This window comes from Neobacillus sp. B4I6 (genome assembly GCF_050434045.1).
Classification (GTDB): Bacteria; Bacillota; Bacilli; order Bacillales; family Cytobacillaceae; genus Neobacillus.
The window spans coordinates 5257280-5274815 of the sequence record NZ_JBNPWB010000002.1; the positions used below are offsets into that span (position 1 = coordinate 5257280).

The window sequence follows — 17536 nt, forward strand, 5'->3', positions numbered from 1 at the left end:
ATCTTATAAAATTACACCGTCTTTGAAAATACTAATTTCTTTAAAACCAAACTTTTCATTATTGGTCTTCTTTTCTCCTGATGCAAGATCAAGGATATATTGGAATAAATCAATTTTCAGTTCATCTATGGTTTTTCCCTCGATCAACTGTCCTGCATTATAGTCAATCCAATTCTTTTTGCGGTTGGCTAAATCAGAATTTGTAGCTATCTTCACAGTTGGTACCGGTCCGCCAAATGGTGTTCCCCGTCCAGTCGTGAATAATACGATATGAGCTCCAGCAGCTGCTAATGCGGTAACAGAGACAAGATCATTTCCTGGTGCGTTGATTAAATTCAATCCAGGTTTTATTACGCGTTCACCATATGAACTTACATCAACAACGACAGCGTGTCCCCCTTTTTGTGTGCAGCCAAGGGATTTTTCCTCCAGTGTGCTGATCCCGCCTGCTTTATTTCCAGGTGAAGGGTTTTCATAAATCTCCTGATCATGACGAATAAAATATTGTTTAAAATCATTCACCAAGTGAACAATCTTATTAAAGATCTCCTCATTTTCCGCCCGATTCATCAGGATTGTTTCTGCTCCAAACATCTCAGGAACTTCTGTCAAAATCGTTGTTCCACCATCTGCAACAATTAAGTCAGATACCGCTCCTACTAACGGATTTGCTGTAATACCAGAAAAACCATCAGAGCCGCCGCATTTCAATCCTATTTTCAGCTTTGAAACAGGTACCGGCTGGCGTTTAAATTGTTCTGCATACTCCACTAATTCTTCCATTAAACTTAAACCAGTCTCTAATTCATTTTCGACTTCTTGGGACTTCATGAATTTCATTCGATTTGGAGGATATTCACCAATCACCTCTTTAAAAGATTCAATTTGGTTATTTTCGCACCCCAGCCCAACAATCAAGACACTGGCTGCATTTGGATGTTGGGCCAAAGCTGCTAACAGCTTTTGTGTATTAGACAAATCATCCCCTAATTGGGAACAACCAAAAGGATGGGAGAAATGATAGATTCCATCAATTCCGCGATCCTTAAACTTTTCACTCGCCATTTTAGCAAGTACTTCACATGTTTTATTAATGCAGCCTACCGTATTGATAATCCAGATTTCATTTCTGATTCCGGCTTCTCCGTTTTCACGAAGATATCCCTGGAATGTATGCTCCGATTCTTTTTTGACTTCCTGTTGGCTGATAGGTTGATAGGTATAATCCAAGATTCCCTTTAAACCAGTCTCCAGATTGTGGATATGTACCCATTCCCCAACAGAAATGTCCCTCTTTGCCTTACCAATTGAATAACCAAACTTGAGAACATCCTCCCCTTTAATTACAGGGCGGACTAAAATTTTATGCCCTTTTGGGATATCCTCTTGAATAGTAATATTGATTATGCCGTTTTTTTCGGTTTGAATCTGAAGATTCTCGCCCTGATGGATCTCATGCAAGGAAATGACAACGTCGTCTTTGGAATGCAATTGCACTACTGTACTCATTCATTTTCCTCCCAGCCTTTAAAAATTTTGTAAACGAAGAGAAGAAAACCCTTTCATTTTTAGGTATGCTTATCTCTATCATTTGCTTCCTTTTATCTTAATCAACAAGAATCGAAATATAAATTACATGTTTTGCTTTATTTGTACCATTTTTTGATATAAGATAACTTTGGGTGATGAGCTATATGAGAACTGTTCAAAAAGTTTCAAACAACAATATACTGTTTCCTTTTTCTTTTATTTACCGAGATACGAAAAGCCCGCAGAAGGAATTGTCTGATCATATTCACGACTACTATGAAATTGTTTATGTCTATAGCGGAAAAGGGACTTTTTTCATTGATGACAATTTCTATGACATGCGGCAAGGTGATGTATTTCTTATCCCAAACGATACGATTCATCGTGCAATGCCTGATAAGGATGAACCAGTTACATCTACCATCATTTTTTTCAGCCCGACGTTAATTTATAATATTTTAATAGATGATGCTTTTTCTTTTTTAAATTTGTTTGAGAGGGCAAAAAAGGTGAAAAATTTTAACATAGCTCTTCCACAGGACAATCAAAAAAAGATGGAAGAGCAGCTCTTAAAAATTTATCAAGAAATGGAAAATAACCAACTGGGTAATAAGCATGCTTCTTTACTGATTGTTCATCAGATTATTCTTGATTTATTTCGTGCCCACACGGATAATAAACAGCACTTAATCGAAAGGAACACCTACGGACCTGAGTGGGTCAAAGAAATTTTAGTCTATATTAATAGCAATATAAGCCAGCCCTTAAACCTAACCGAACTAGCGAGCCAGGCTCTTGTCAGTACCTCTCATTTCAGCCGAGTATTTAAACAAACAACCGGGATGGGATTGACGGTGTATTTGAATTCCAAAAGAATCATTAAAGCCAAAGAACTTTTATTAGAAACCAATCATTCTGTATCGTATATCGCAGAAATATGCGGCTTCGAAAGCATGACCCATTTTCATAGAATCTTTAAGAAATATATCAATATAACTCCAGCAAGTTTTCGAAAAGAGCATAAAATAGTCCGCGCTCATTAGCACTTTAGCGGAAAAAAACACAGGATCATCACCTGTGTTTTTTTTTTGTTCCTTCATATCAAAATCGGATATAAACACAGCAAAACCTGTCATTTTTATTCCTTTTATTGATGATAAAATATAATCATATATTGTTAACGCTTTCAGATTTTAATGAAAAGAGTGGATTAAGTAAATGCAAAAATTAACAAAGGAAACATGGGCTGATTACAGGGAATATCCAGAAAAGGTCATACAGTTTGGTGAGGGAAATTTTTTAAGGGCCTTTGTTGATTGGAAAATCGACAAAATGAATAAAGAAGCAAATTTTAATGGCAGTGTAGTAGTCGTTCAGCCAAGAGATCATGGAACGGTTCATAAATTAAATGAACAAGACGGGTTATACACACTTTACCTGCAAGGAATCAAGAACAAGCAAGCGGTTAGAGAGCATAGCGTGATCAATTGTATCAGCAGGGGAATTAACACTTATACAGATTACTCCCAGTATTTAGAGCTGGCAGAAAACCCTGAATTAAGATTTATCATTTCCAACACAACCGAGGCTGGAATTTATTTTGAGGAAAATGATAAATTGGACGATCAACCGCAGAAAAGTTATCCGGGTAGATTAACAGCTCTTTTATACCACCGCTTTAAAGCATTCGAAGGAGAAAAAAACAAAGGATTTATCATTATTCCTTGTGAGTTAATTGATCGAAATGGCGAAAAACTGAAGAAAATCGTCCTTCAACATGCGCACGCTTGGAATTTGGGAGAAGAATTTGTTCATTGGGTCCTTGAAGCCAATACATTCTGTTGCAGCCTTGTCGATCGAATTGTTCCTGGTTATCCAAGTGACACCATTAATGAAATCACGGAAGAATTAGGATATCAAGATGATCTTGTTGTCGTAGGAGAACAATTCTACTTATGGGTCATTGAAGGTCCAGATTGGATTAAAGAGGAATTTCCAACTGATAAAGCAGGTCTTAATGTTAAATTTGTCAGCGATATGGCTCCATATCGGACAAGTAAAGTCAGAATTCTAAATGGTGCCCATTCTGCCATGACTCCTGTCGCTTATTTATACGGATTAGACACAGTGGGTGAAGCCGTTACAAATGAAATAACCAAGAAGTTTGTGGAAGAGTTAATTTATGAAGAAATTATTCCTGTTTTAGATTTGCCGGAACAAGAATTGAAGCTTTTTGCAGAAGCTGTGCTTGAAAGGTTTATGAATCCATTTGTAAATCACTATTTGAGCAGCATTGCCTTAAACTCGATGTCTAAGTTTAAAACAAGAGATTTACCGTCATTGCTTGAATATCTGGACAAGAAGAAGGAACTTCCCAAAAAATTAACCTTCTCCCTTAGCGCCTTAATCAGTTACTACAAGGGAAAAAGAGGGGGTGAAGAAATACAACTGCAGGATGATCAAGATATTTTAGATTTATATAAATCCTTATGGGAAAACTATGGCAATACAGAGAGTGGTCTAAAACAAATTGTTACGTCTGTACTTGCATATGAAAAAGTTTGGGGTATGGACCTAAATAATGTGCCAATGTTAACAGAAGCTGTGACGAATTATCTCATTAAAATTGAAAATGATGGGATGAAAGAAGCTATTAAAGAGGTTACTAAATTGAATGCCACATAATAAATTGATATCTAACTAGCCCCCTATGGTTGAATGCAGGGAGGCTTTTTGTCTTTGTTAAAAGGTTTTTTCAAAAATAGAAACATAGATAACGGGAGATTATATCATTGTAGTGAGAATTAATATATTTACTAATATATTCTCTATATCGGAAAAATATAAGATGATCCCACAAAATTGAAAGTTTTTTTGGTCATTGTGGTATTTTTTAGGAGATAATACTTAAAAACAAAACGCTTACAAGACTTTTAATTAATAATTTTCAGAATAATTGTTGACATTGTTCGACTAAGTTATTAATATAATGTTATATAACGTTATTGATTTTTATGAATTGTATTAATATTCTATAATAGTAAAAAAATTGAAGAGAAATACTAAGGAGGATGGAAAAAATGAAAAAGGGAATTTTAAAATCAGTAACTGGGATTGCATTAAGTGCTCTTCTCACTATTTCATTAGCAGGTTGTGGAACATCTGAAAAGGCTGAAGCAAAGGACGGAATAAAGGAAAAAGGGAAAATTGTTGTTGGTATGATGGCCGCTACACCTCCATATGAGTTTCACGCCGTTGACGGTGGAAAAGATAAAATTATTGGTTCTGATATTAAGTTAATCGATGAAGTAACAAAAGATTTAGGTGTTAAATATGAAATTAAAGATATGGATTTCGATGGTTTATTAGTAGCTCTTCAAGCCGGAAAAATTGACATGATTGTTTCAGCTATCAGTCCAACAGAGGAAAGAGAAAAAAATGCAGACTTCACTAATGTGTACTATAAAGATAGACACGTAATGGTAGTCCGTAAAAAAGAATTGGACAAGTTTACATCAAATGACGATTTGAGGAAAGCAAGAATTGCTGCGATTAAATCTTCTGTACAAGAACAAATAGTAGAAAAAGAATTTCCAAATGCGGGGTTAAAATTATTAGGGAAATCTACTGAATTAGCTATGGATTTGGCAGCTAACAAAGTAGACGCAGTACTGGTGGATCGCCCAACTGCTAAACTTCTTGTTAAAAGCAACCCTAGTATAGCATTAACTGAACTACTATTTGATGACGATACAGCAGGGGCGGCTATTGCCATGCCTAATGGTACAGATAAAGAAGTTATGGATCAGATTAATAAGACGATTGAAAGAACAAAACCTGAATATGAAAAGTGGTTAACAGACGCAATGTCAAAAGTAAAACAAAATTAACGGTGTTCCAAATAATTGCCCCGATATGATACAAAAGAAAGTTTATTTCTTACCTTTGTATCATATCGGTTTGATGAGCTCGTAAAAACCATTTTAAAAGGGGGGAGTCAATTGAATTTTTCATTTCTTGGAACCTATTATCAATTTTTTTTAACAGGGATCTATATAACCATCATCCTAGCTGTAATTGCGGTGGTATTAGGAAGTATTCTTGGTGTTGCCTTAACCCTTTTAAGACGTTCCAGATATAAAATCGTTAAGTTAATTGGGGACATTTATGTTGAATTTGTAAGAGGTACACCGCTTCTTGCTCAAATTTATATTATTTATGTTGGAGTACCTGCTCTTTTTAATGGAAGTGATATTCCGGATTTGGCGGTAGGTGCAATCGCCTTATCGCTTAATGCTGCTGCCTATATTTCTGAAACAATTCGCTCCGGTATTGAAGCTGTTAGCAAGGGTCAAATGGAAGCTGCAAGAAGTTTGGGGATGAATCAAGGACAAGCGATGTTCGATATTATTATGCCTCAAGCATTTAAAAACATTTTACCAGCCCTGGGTAATCAGTTTATCGGAAGCATCAAGGATTCTTCTATCGTCTCTGTTATCGGTGTGGCTGAGCTGATGTATAAAACAACCATCGTTAGAGGAAATACGGCATTAGGATTGGAACCAATCCTCGTAGCCTCTCTTGGCTACCTAGTACTGACATTTACTTTGTCGAGATTACTGGGGATTGTTGAAAGGAGGTTGAAGACTAGTGATAACCGTTAAGGATTTACATAAGAGTTTTGGAAAAAATGAAGTTTTAAGAGGAATCGATGTCACGATCAAAAAGGGTGAAGTAGTGGTTGTCATTGGTCCTTCAGGCTCAGGTAAAAGTACGTTCCTAAGATGTCTCAACCTATTGGAGACTCCAACAGGCGGAAGCATTCTGGTGAATGGACAAGATATTACAGCAAAGAATGTCAGTATTGACAAAGTGAGGGAAAAAATGGGAATGGTATTCCAGCAGTTTAATTTATTTCCTCATAAAACGGTTTGTCAAAATATCTGCCACGCTCCCATTAAAGTAAAAAAAATGAAGCCTGCAGAAGCAAAGAACCTAGCGGTAGAGCTATTAAAAAAGGTTGGCCTATTGGAAAAGATAGACGCTTATCCATCCTCCTTGTCCGGCGGCCAGCAGCAGCGAATTGCCATCGCAAGAGCGCTTGCGATGAAGCCTGAGGTCATGTTATTTGATGAACCTACATCTGCTTTAGATCCTGAAATGGTTGGAGAGGTTTTGGCTGTAATGAAAGACCTTGCCAAAGAAGGAATGACCATGGTCGTTGTCACACATGAAATGGGATTTGCAAAAGAAGTGGGCGATCGAATTCTGTTCATTGATCAAGGGAAGATTATGGAAGAAAATAACCCGAAGGAGTTTTTCGAAAATCCAACGCACCCAAGAACTATTGATTTCTTATCAAAGGTGTTATAAGTGAGGTTTTAATGATGAAAGTAATTGGATTAGGTGACAATGTCGTAGATAAATATGAACACATTCGTACCATGTATCCAGGAGGAAATGCACTGAATTTTGCCGTCTACGCCAAAAGGCTTGAAGTGGATGCAGCCTTTCTAGGTGCATTTGGAACAGACCGAGAAGCAGCACATGTACAGGAAAGTATCCAGCAAATTGGATTGGATATCAGTCATTGTAAGGTTTATGACGGAGAGAATGGCTGTGCAAGAGTTACCTTAAAAGACGGAGACCGGGTGTTTTTAGGAAGCAACCGCTGCGGTGTATTACGGGAACATGGATTAAATTTAACCGCTGCTGATTTGAACTATATCAAAGAATTTGATTTAGTCCACACAGGCCTTTATGGATTTACAGAACCGGAATTGCAGAAGCTTAAAGAATTGGGTGTCCCCATCGGCTTCGACTTTTCATCCGATTTTACAGAAAATCAAGTGAATGAAATTGTTCCATTTGTAGATTATGCTTATTTTTCCTGCAGTCATTTAAGGATAGATGAGATGCTTAATCTGATGTTAAAGGTGACAAAAATGGGCTGTAAATTGGTGCTATGCACCATGGGGGAAAAAGGGGCTCTATTATTCGACGGTGCCAAATTCTACGTGCAGGAACCAAAGCTTGTTAAAGCAACCGACACAATGGGAGCAGGCGATTCTTTCATTACTTGCTTTATGGTGAACTACATAGGCCAAATCAAAGAAGGCATTTTTGATCAAGACCAAATCATTACAAAGAGCCTGGAGAAAGCAGCCGATTTCTCATCCCAGCAATGCCTGGTTGACGGCTCCTTTGGTTACGGAAAGGAATATGAGTAAGGACCCATTAATTAAAGGTTTTATAAAAATAAAGATTATGGGAGGAGAAACAAGTGGAACTAAATTATATCGTGGGACAAATTAAGGAGAAATATATGTGGAAACTAGAATATTAATCTATAAATCTTCAACAAAACAGGTATCGTTATAAACGATACCTGTTTTGTTGAATGGAATAAGGAAACTTCTCTGCCATTGACAGAGAAGTTTACAGATCCATTTAAGTTGTGATCGTTAAAGCAATTAATTCAGTTCGTGTTTTAAAGTTAGAAGTATGAATCGGGATTTTGCTTTCATCGTATATGATTTTATCGATATTAAATACTGTATCACCAATATCACAATCTAAATATTCAGCTTCTAGACTTGTAGCCGGGACAACCGTAATGATTTTATGGGCAGAACTGGAATTCATGTTAACGTTATAAATGTTTTTTAAAACATCATAGGTTGATATATTTTCAAGGAAGTGACTGGCTAAATCAGGGAAGCGCTCTAAGGAGTAATGAGTTTCATCAAGGGTAAAAGGGTAGTCATCCATAAACATTAGTCGGACGAGCCTTAATACAGGTGCGTTAATGGCAATTCGAAGAGATTCCGCTATTTCAGGAGAAGCTTTAATTTCCTCGCAAACAAGAATCCGCTTTGAAGGACTTTTTCTTAACTGTTTGTTAAAGTCAGTAAAACCATCAACTGAAACTAATTCCCTTGCGAGTTTAGTCCGCATGACAAATGTACCTTTTCCTTGTTTGCGTTCTAGAAGACCTTCCTCGGTCAACTCCTGAATGGCTCTCCTAACTGTTATTCGGCTGACACCATAGATCTCACATAATTCTGCTTCGTTAGGGAGCCTCTCACCTTGTTTATAAATTCCTTGCAGAATCGAATCCTTAATGATTTGTTTTAATTGGTCATATAAAGGTGTTGAAATAGAATTGTTTAATTTCATTGTATATGTTCCTTTCAAACAATAAGTCGTTATATAATATTATATAACAAAAGTGACTTTAATGTATATATTGTTTTAATATTCTTAAAATACATTAACTTTTATGACCGTTTGAATTTTATATTACTAATTTTCAGAATTATAGTTGACATTTTTACACTTGAGTATTAATATAATGTTATATAACGTTATAATATATAATAGAACTTAATTGGAGGAGAAAAAATGGAATTAAATTATATCATCTCAGAAATTAAGGAAAAACAACCGGAAATAAAGAGTGTTCATTTTGTAGGCTGCGGTGCTTCTAAAGCAGAATTATATCCTGCAAAGTATTTCCTAGAGGCTAATTCCAAACAACTTCGTGTCAGCTTATTCACAGCAAATGAATTCAATTATGCGACTCCAGTATCTGTGGATGACACCAGCATTGTTATTACTTGTTCTCTAGGTGGATCTACTCCAGAAACTGTTGCAGCTACGACAAAAGCAAAAGAATTAGGCGCACATGTAATTGCTGTTACATATGAAGAAGGTTCTGCGATTACAAAAGATGCGGATTATGTTGTTTACCATGGCTGGGCAGCTAATTATGCAGCGAAAATGGAGAAGATGACCAAGGTATTAGGTCTAGCAGCTGAAATCCTGAATCAATTTGAAGGCTATGAGCACTACAGCAAAATGCAAGATGGATTTTCTAAAATCTATGACTTAATCGAAAATGCCGTATCATCTGTGCTTCCACAAGCAAAGGCATTTGCAGATGCTTACAAAGATGATCAAACCATTTATGTAATGAGCAGCGGTGCAACTCATGAAGTAGCATACTCTTTCTCGATCTGCTTACTAATGGAAATGCAATGGATCAACTCAGGAACATTCCACGATGGGGAATTCTTCCACGGGCCATTCGAAATCGTAGACAAAGATGTACCATTCCTACTATTGATGAATGATGGCAGAACAAGGGATATGGATTCACGCGCACTTGAGTTCCTAAATAGATTCGATGCTAAAACAACTGTCGTAGATGCAAAAGACTTTGGCCTAGGATCTGCCATTGCAAAAGAAGTAGTTGATTACTTTAACCCAATGTTAATCTCAGGTGTATTACGTGTGTATGCAGAACAATTAGCTATAGTTAGAAATCATCCACTTACAAAAAGAAGATACATGTGGAAGTTAGAATACTAACCTGACGTATTTGTTATATTTTTTTTCAAAAAACTGGTATTAATATTTAATACCAGTTTTTATATTTTTTTATGAATGGATCTCTTTTTTATAACCTAAAAGGAGAGACTTGATTTATCAAGAGCTTTGATCCTTTTCTACTTAATTAACGAAATATCTGTGTATTATACTCCCAAAGATTCCATCACGTCTTTTCATAGCTTTACTTAGATTCCTAAATCGAATAAGAAAAACTCCTGAAGCTATAAATGATTAAAATATCAAATGAATCCTTGCTATCCCCACAGAGGATTGGTTAAATATTACTTGATAGTTATCAAACATTTTATGATTTTACCAACCGTATTTTTTTGTTCCTTAATACTTTAATGCAGTGTGGGGTACTTGCCCCCCTTTAAAAGAGGGTTTTATATGAGATTTTTAGATCAATCCTTGGCTCAGGAAATTGTAAATCGAACGATGAAAATCATCAACCGAAATATTAATGTCATGAATGAGAAAGGGGTTATTATTGGATCAGGTGATAAGAGAAGGATAGATACTATTCATGAAGGTGCTGTAAGAGTTATAGAAACCCAAACAGAATTTGAAATCAGTGAAGACGAAACGGAACAACTTCACGGTGTCAGGGCAGGAATTAACCTTCCTATTAAGTTCCGTGGCAAGGTGGTGGGTGTCATTGGAATTACGGGAGCACCTGATGAAATCCGTAGCTACGGGGAATTAGTAAAAATGGCAGCAGAAATGATCCTTGAACAAGCAGTATTAATCGATGAAATGCAGTGGGATGAACGATTAAAAGAAGAACTTACTGGTCAGCTGCTGCACGGAGTGGATCAGTTAAATTCCCTTTATTTTGAAAGGATAAAGCGGCTTGGAATAGATTTAGACATTCCATGCGTTGCAATTCTTCTAACATTTGGAAATAATTCAAAAGGATACAAATGGATCCGAGATAAACTGGATAAAGCTGACTTATATGTAATGCAACCGGATTATATGGTTCTATTAAAAAAAGTAAGCATAAAAGAATCAGAGTGGGAATCAGTCAAAACTTTACAACAAATGGAAAAATGGGCTGAGGGCTTAGAAAAATATCAAAAATTAGACTGTAACATTTCGGTTGGCAGTTATCATCCAACCATTGATGGAATAGCTAAGTCTTATCGGAAGGCAATATATACTTCGAGTGTTGGTGGAAAACTGGACCCAAATAAAAAAATTTATTTTTACGAGGATTATAAACTGCCTGTTTTCCTAGCACGGGTCAATCAATATGGTATTAGCGACGAGATTGGTCCTTATATTGAACAATTGAAACAGCATGATAAAAAAGGAGAACTACTTGATACGTTAAAGGTTTATGTTGAGGAGAATGGAGACAACCATAAAGTGGTTGGACGGTTATTTATACATCGTAACACGCTCAGATACCGTTTGGACCGTATTACAGAACTGACAAACAAGGATCCGCGTAAAGTAAAGGATTTACTTGAGCTTTATCTATCTTTTTTACAAAATCAAGTGAAATAAATTGTGCAAATGCACAAAAAGGCCTAGCAAAACTAGGTCTTTTTTTGATTGGAGGAACAATGTAAGTGACTTGGAGAACGCTTACAATGGTGGTACAAACAACAAGGGGGTATAAATAAGTGGATGGACATATTCAAGTAAGCGCTTTAGGTGCAGTTGTAGCATTAGTTATTGCCATCATTTTAATTTTAAAGAAAGTTTCTCCTGTCTATGGGATGATTGCCGGTGCGTTAGTTGGTGGTCTTGTTGGCGGAGTAGATATTACCGATACCGTAACCTTAATGATGGAAGGGGCTAAAGGTATTATTCCAGCCGTATTAAGAATTTTGGCAGCGGGTGTTTTAGCTGGCGTTCTCATCGAGTCTGGGTCTGCCGCTGTTATTGCGGAAACAATTGTTAAAAAACTAGGTGAAACGAGAGCGTTACTTGCTTTAGCTATAGCAACGATGATTTTAACAGCAGTAGGTGTTTTCATTGATGTTGCTGTTATTACAGTTTCTCCCATTGCTCTTGCGATTGCCAAGAGGGCTGGCATTTCGAAAACCGCTATTTTATTAGCAATGATTGGTGGAGGAAAAGCCGGAAACATTATGTCACCAAACCCAAATGCTATTGCTGCCTCGGATGCTTTTAAAGTTCCATTAACATCCATTATGGCTGCTGGAATCATTCCTGCAATTTTCGGGCTTGTTGTCACGTATTTCCTTGCTAAAAAACTGGTGAAAAAGGGTTCGACCGTTCAAGCACAAGAAATTCAATCTCATAACGGCGGGCCGCTGCCTTCTTTTTTACCGGCCCTAATTGCGCCAATTGTGACGATTATTTTATTAGCCTTAAGACCACTGTTCGATATTAGTATTGACCCGATGATTGCTTTACCTGTTGGAGGTATTGTTGGTGCAATCGTGATGGGCAGAGGAAGAAAGGTAAACGAGTATGCTATTTCAGGCTTGGGGAAAATGACCGGTGTGGCAATCATGCTCCTTGGAACAGGTACTCTTGCAGGTATTATCGCTAATTCTGGATTAAAAGATGTTTTAATCGAAGGATTAAATGCACTTGGCCTCCCAGGTTATGTTCTTGCACCGGTATCCGGTATCTTTATGTCAGCTGCAACTGCTTCTACAACTGCTGGTACAGCTGTAGCCAGCCAAGTATTTAGTTCGACGATCTTAGGAATGGGTGTTTCCGCTATTGCAGGTGCTGCTATGATTCATGCAGGTGCAACCGTTTTAGACCACTTACCACACGGCAGCTTCTTCCATGCTACAGGCGGAAGTGTCAACATGGAAATTAAAGAACGCCTAAAAGTAATTCCATATGAAACACTAGTTGGTTTAACGTTAGCTATTATTTCTACCTTAATTTATGGTGTATTTCATTTGTTTGGATAACATCAAATAGACAGGAGAGGGAAAAAGATGAAGATTGTCATTGCGCCGGATTCATTTAAAGAAAGTTTATCCGCACTTGAGGCAGCGGAATCGATTGAAAAAGGTTTTAAACGGGTTATTCCTAATGCTGAATATATAAAAGTACCAATGGCCGACGGAGGAGAAGGCACGGTCCAGTCTTTAGTAGATGCAACTCGCGGTGAAATTATTTCTAAAACTGTAACGGGACCACTGGGAGATCCAGTAGATGCCTTCTTTGGAATCCTTGGCAATAAAACGACGGCTGTAATTGAGATGGCTGCCGCTTCTGGTTTACACCTAGTACCAGCTGAGAAACGAAATCCCCTTGTAACAACGACTAAGGGGACAGGTGAATTAATTGCTGCTGCTCTTGATCATGGTGTTAACCATATCATTATTGGGATCGGCGGGAGTGCGACAAACGACGGTGGTGCCGGAATGGCAAAAGCCCTTGGAGCACGTCTGCTTGATAAGAATGGAATGGAAATTGGAGAAGGAGGCGGCGCTCTTTACCACTTAGCCTCTATTAATCTGTCAGAATTTGACCCGCGCTTAGCACCGATTAAAATCGAGGTAGCATGTGATGTAGATAATCCGCTAACGGGCGAAAAGGGAGCTTCTGCTATCTTCGGGCCACAAAAAGGAGCTACTCTAGAAATGATAGCAGAACTGGATAAAAATCTTGGTCATTTTGCTGCTGTTGTCGAACGAGATCTTGGTAAAAAAATTAACGACGTACCTGGTGCGGGTGCTGCTGGCGGCCTTGGCGGAGGACTATTGGCCTTTCTACCTTCAGAATTGAAGCTGGGCGTCGAAATTGTTATCGAAGCCACTGGTTTATCCCACATCGTCAAGGACGCCGATTTGGTTATCACTGGAGAAGGGAAGATTGACGGACAAACCATCTTTGGCAAAACTCCAATTGGGGTTGCTAAAACAGCTAAAAAATATGGAGTCCCTGTTGTCGGAATCGCCGGAAACGTTTCGAAGGATAGTTATGTTGTTCATGAATATGGTATTGATGCGATATTCAGCATTGTCCCTGGGGTGATATTATTAGAAGATGCCTTTAAACATGCAGAAGAATACGTCGAGACAACCGCGTCGAATATAGCTGCTGTTTTTAAAATGAAAAAATAAATGGAATTTTAAATAAGTAGTAAAAAGCAGCTGAGTATAGCTGCTTTTTTAATTGGGTAAACCGTATTTAATATGATGCCGTGATTTTTTACATAAATACTGAATTTCCTTGCCTGTAAATTTACTATCAATAAAAAATCCATACTATTTTGAATAATAATGTTTTAAGTGTTAACTGGATTCAAAATTCGGTTGACATTTAATTTGAGATTCATTAGTATCATAGTTGTAAATAGTACATATTGATTTTAAGGAGATATAAGAATGAAAATTAAGGAAATTACCTTTGTAGCAGTGTTTGCCGCTGTCATGGGTGCTCTAGGAGTAGTTCCGCCTATTATGCTTTCTTTTACACCAGTTCCCATTACATTACAAACTCTAGGTGTCCTTCTTGCGGGAGGCGTATTGGGAGCAAGATTAGGGGCGATGAGCCAAACGATCTTTTTATTACTTCTCGCAGCTGGAGTGCCTCTTCTATCTGGAGGAAGAGGTGGGCTAAGTGTATTTGTCGGACCAAGTGTTGGTTATATAATTTCATGGCCTATTACGGCTTTCTGTATTGGTTATCTACTATCACGTTTTCAAACTTTAAAAATACAACATATTTTATTTATTAATCTGACAGTTGGAATTCTATTAATCTATTTAATTGGAATTCCTGTCCAAGCATTTATGATGGACATTCCTCTTTTAAAAGCTGTTCAGTTAAGTTTAATTTATATCCCAGGGGATGTCTTAAAAGCCATACTAGCTTCCATTTTAGTTTACAGACTAAGAAAACACCCATTTTTTTCACGCTCATTAGCAACAAGTTATTCCAATCATTTATCTAAAAATATCTAAATCTTAAGAGGCACTAGAATGTGTCTCTTTTTTATAGAGGAGATATATCATGGGAAATATTACAGAATCATATAAGACTTTCGAAAAAATATCCCCAAACAAAATCGCAATCCATACGAATCATCAACAAATCAGTTATCAAGAATGGTATGAATTAATTAATCAAACAGCGAACTGGCTTCATTCTCTTCATTTAGAAAATAAAACAATAGGAATCCTTTTGCCAAACGGTATCCCTTTCCTACAGCTCTTTGCAGGAGCTTCCAAGGCAGGTTGGATTGCTGTTCCATATGATTTGAAATGGAAGATAACCGAATTGGAAAAAAGGGTGATACTTTCGCATCCTTCTATCATTGTCACAACTAGAGAAATTTACTCTCAAATCAAACAAATCATTCCTAATGTAACGATTTTAGATGATTGTTTACAGGAAATCTCTCAATTTGATCCTACAACTGTAAGAAAAACGGAAGAAAATCTGCCTTTTTACATTGGATTTACTTCTGGTACGACAGGTAACCCAAAAGCTTTTGTTCGCTCTCAAGATTCGTGGGTGGCTAGCTTTGATTGCAATCGTTTTGATTTCGGATTAGATGAATCCGATCAAGTTCTTATTCCTGGTGCCTTAATTCATTCTCATTTTCTGTATGGAGCTATTAGCACCTTGTATTTAGGTGGAACCGTTTTTCTTTTAGAAAAGTTTTCTCCTATTGAAGGACTATCATGGATACATTCCTTTCCAATTACAACGATATATGTAGTTCCGACAATGGTAGAAGCATTCTTGAAAGAAGGAATCCAAGTCGATAAGTCTATAAAAATTATTTCATCTGGTGCAAAATGGTCGGATAGATCGAAATTAGAAATCCGTCATATGTTTCCTAACATGACCATGTACGAGTTTTATGGAGCTAGTGAATTGAGCTTCATTACTGTACTTTCTGATAGAGAAGGTATTCAGAAAGCAACATCTGTCGGAAAGCCTTGTTATGGTGTAGAGGTACAAATACGGCGTCCAGATCAGAAATTAGCAATGCCAACTGAGACCGGAAAAATATATGTAAGAAGCAAATTTGTGATAAATGGGTACTTTGATTATGAGGGAAGTACCATTCATTCAATTCATGATGAAGAGGGATGGGCCACGGTCCATGATATGGGCTATTTTGACGAGGATGGCTTTTTATATATTGTAGGCCGTGAACAAAGTATGATTTTATATGGGGGAATTAATATTTTTCCTGAAGAAATTGAAAAAGTGATTTCCTTGCATCCAGATGTCGAGGAAGTTGCTGTAATAGGCCTATCAGATTTGTATTGGGGTCAGGTTGTTGCTGCGGTGGTGAAAGGAAAGGGTAGCCAATTAGAGTTAAAAAGATTTTGTAAGACGCATTTATCTTCTTATAAAATTCCACGTAAGTGGTTTTTTCTATCTGAAATGCCATATACAACGAGTGGCAAGATAGCTCGTGCTGAGCTTATAAAACGATTGGAAAGCAAGGTGAGCAGTGATTAAAAGGGCAGTAATTGTCAAAGCGAAACGAACACCAATTGGAAAAACGGGTGGAATGTTACGAGACATTCTGCCACATGAGCTTGCAGCTCCACTCCTCCAACATTTAGCGAAGGGATTGGATGATAGGATAGATGACATCATTTTGGGAAATGTAGTTGGACCAGGTGGAAACGTAGCTCGAGTTGCTGCGTTAGAAGCAGGACTTCCTCTTTCAGTAACGGGAATCACCATTGACCGACAATGTAGTGCAGGGTTAGAAGCGATTCGAATGGCATGTTACTTTGTCCAAGGTGGAGCTGGCCTTTGTTATATTGCTGGTGGTGTAGAAAGTACGAGTACCTCCCCGTTTCCTTCTAGAGCAAGATTTTCTCCTGAAAAAATTGGCGATCCAGATATGGGCGTTGCAGCAGAATATGTGGCTGGAAAATATGCTATTTCAAAGGAAATGCAGGATGAATATGCGCTATTAAGTTATAAACGTAGCTGGGAAGCTTACGATAAAGGATATTTTAATCAAGAGATCATTCAAATTGGGGATCTCCACCAAGATGAAGAACTTTTTAAGAAAAGAAAGATGGAAGTACTTTTAAATAGGGCAAAGCCTATATTTAAAAAGAACGGGACGGTTACTGCAGCGAACAGTTGTGGGATACATGACGGGGCTTCAGCTGTACTTGTCATGGAAGAAAACATGGCATTGAATAATGGATTCCAGCCTATTTTACGATTTTTGGATAGTGAAGTCTCAGGTGTACTTCCGAATTATCCAGGAGAAGCCCCTATACCGGCTATTCAAGCCTTAATAAAAAGAAACCAGTTAACCATTGAGGACATTGACCTAATTGAAATAAACGAAGCTTTCGCCTCTAAGATTGTTGCCTGTACAAAAGAACTTTCCATTTCTTATGACAAGTTAAATGTCGGCGGAGGAGCTTTAACGCTAGGACATCCTTATGGAGCTTCAGGAAGTATTATGATCACGAGGCTTTTCTACGAAGTACAAAGACGAAAGGATATCAAATATGCACTGGCCGCGATTGGGAGTGGTGGAGGAGTTGGAGTAGCAGTCCTATTCGAGGTGGTAACATGAAAACTAAGGAAAATGAGTTTATTTTTAATAAAGAAGATGTGCAACAACTTGTTTAAAACTTTAAAAAACTCAGAAATATATTGACAATTATTTAAT

The 17536-nt window shown here is 37.4% G+C and carries 15 protein-coding genes; 13 read left to right on the forward strand and 2 right to left on the reverse strand.

Annotated elements, in window-relative coordinates; translation table 11 throughout:
* Positions 1–3: 3 nt before the first annotated feature.
* Positions 4–1509 (reverse strand): UxaA family hydrolase, encoded by a 1506-nt coding sequence (locus QF028_RS28225; protein WP_429470696.1) that lies wholly within the window; start codon positions 1507–1509, stop codon positions 4–6.
* A gap of 185 nt (positions 1510–1694) precedes the next feature.
* Between QF028_RS28225 and QF028_RS28230 the strand changes: the two genes are divergently transcribed.
* The 6 genes from QF028_RS28230 to QF028_RS28255 all read left to right on the forward strand — a co-directional run bounded on the left by QF028_RS28230 (position 1695) and on the right by QF028_RS28255 (position 7760).
* Positions 1695–2573 carry an AraC family transcriptional regulator gene (locus QF028_RS28230; RefSeq protein ID WP_429470697.1) on the forward strand — a complete coding sequence of 293 codons (879 nt, stop codon included), beginning with the start codon at positions 1695–1697 and terminating at the stop codon, positions 2571–2573.
* 175 nt (positions 2574–2748) lie between these two features.
* Positions 2749–4215, forward strand: coding sequence for a tagaturonate reductase (locus QF028_RS28235; RefSeq protein ID WP_429470699.1), 1467 nt, complete (start codon positions 2749–2751; stop codon positions 4213–4215).
* A 395-nt stretch (positions 4216–4610) separates the two neighbouring features.
* Positions 4611–5420, forward strand: a complete 810-nt coding sequence (locus tag QF028_RS28240) for a transporter substrate-binding domain-containing protein (protein ID WP_429470701.1) — start codon at positions 4611–4613, stop codon at positions 5418–5420.
* A gap of 111 nt (positions 5421–5531) precedes the next feature.
* Positions 5532–6194: an amino acid ABC transporter permease gene (locus tag QF028_RS28245; RefSeq protein ID WP_429470703.1), complete on the forward strand. Its 663-nt coding sequence runs from the start codon at positions 5532–5534 to the stop codon at positions 6192–6194.
* Positions 6181–6903, forward strand: coding sequence for an amino acid ABC transporter ATP-binding protein (locus QF028_RS28250; protein WP_429470705.1), 723 nt, complete (start codon positions 6181–6183; stop codon positions 6901–6903). Before QF028_RS28245 ends, QF028_RS28250 begins: the two co-directional genes overlap by 14 nt.
* Before the next feature lie 11 nt (positions 6904–6914).
* Positions 6915–7760, forward strand: a complete 846-nt coding sequence (locus QF028_RS28255) for a fructoselysine 6-kinase (protein ID WP_429470707.1) — start codon at positions 6915–6917, stop codon at positions 7758–7760.
* A gap of 220 nt (positions 7761–7980) precedes the next feature.
* Here the strand turns inward: QF028_RS28255 and QF028_RS28260 are convergent, their stop codons facing one another.
* Positions 7981–8709 carry a UTRA domain-containing protein gene (locus tag QF028_RS28260; RefSeq protein ID WP_429470709.1) on the reverse strand — a complete coding sequence of 243 codons (729 nt, stop codon included), beginning with the start codon at positions 8707–8709 and terminating at the stop codon, positions 7981–7983.
* Positions 8710–8934: 225 nt separating this feature from the next.
* On the opposite strand from QF028_RS28260, the gene QF028_RS28265 reads away from it, so the two are divergent.
* From QF028_RS28265 to QF028_RS28295, 7 genes are all read left to right on the forward strand, one after another.
* Entirely contained in the window at positions 8935–9903 is a 969-nt protein-coding gene (locus tag QF028_RS28265) for an SIS domain-containing protein (protein WP_429470711.1), read from the forward strand.
* A 411-nt stretch (positions 9904–10314) separates the two neighbouring features.
* Positions 10315–11436: a sugar diacid recognition domain-containing protein gene (locus QF028_RS28270; protein ID WP_429470713.1), complete on the forward strand. Its 1122-nt coding sequence runs from the start codon at positions 10315–10317 to the stop codon at positions 11434–11436.
* 119 nt (positions 11437–11555) lie between these two features.
* The gene (locus tag QF028_RS28275) at positions 11556–12830 is read left to right on the forward strand and encodes a GntP family permease (protein ID WP_429470715.1); all 1275 of its coding nucleotides are present in this window, start codon (positions 11556–11558) and stop codon (positions 12828–12830) included.
* A 27-nt stretch (positions 12831–12857) separates the two neighbouring features.
* Entirely contained in the window at positions 12858–13991 is a 1134-nt protein-coding gene (locus tag QF028_RS28280; protein ID WP_429470717.1) for a glycerate kinase, read from the forward strand.
* 264 nt (positions 13992–14255) lie between these two features.
* Positions 14256–14834, forward strand: coding sequence for a biotin transporter BioY (locus tag QF028_RS28285; protein WP_429470719.1), 579 nt, complete (start codon positions 14256–14258; stop codon positions 14832–14834).
* 49 nt (positions 14835–14883) lie between these two features.
* A complete protein-coding gene (locus tag QF028_RS28290) occupies positions 14884–16350 on the forward strand; it encodes an AMP-binding protein (RefSeq protein WP_429470721.1) in 1467 nt (488 codons plus the stop codon).
* A complete protein-coding gene (locus QF028_RS28295) occupies positions 16346–17440 on the forward strand; it encodes an acetyl-CoA C-acyltransferase (protein WP_429472579.1) in 1095 nt (364 codons plus the stop codon). The genes QF028_RS28290 and QF028_RS28295 overlap by 5 nt, the downstream gene beginning before the upstream one ends.
* The last annotated feature ends 96 nt before the right edge of the window (positions 17441–17536 follow it).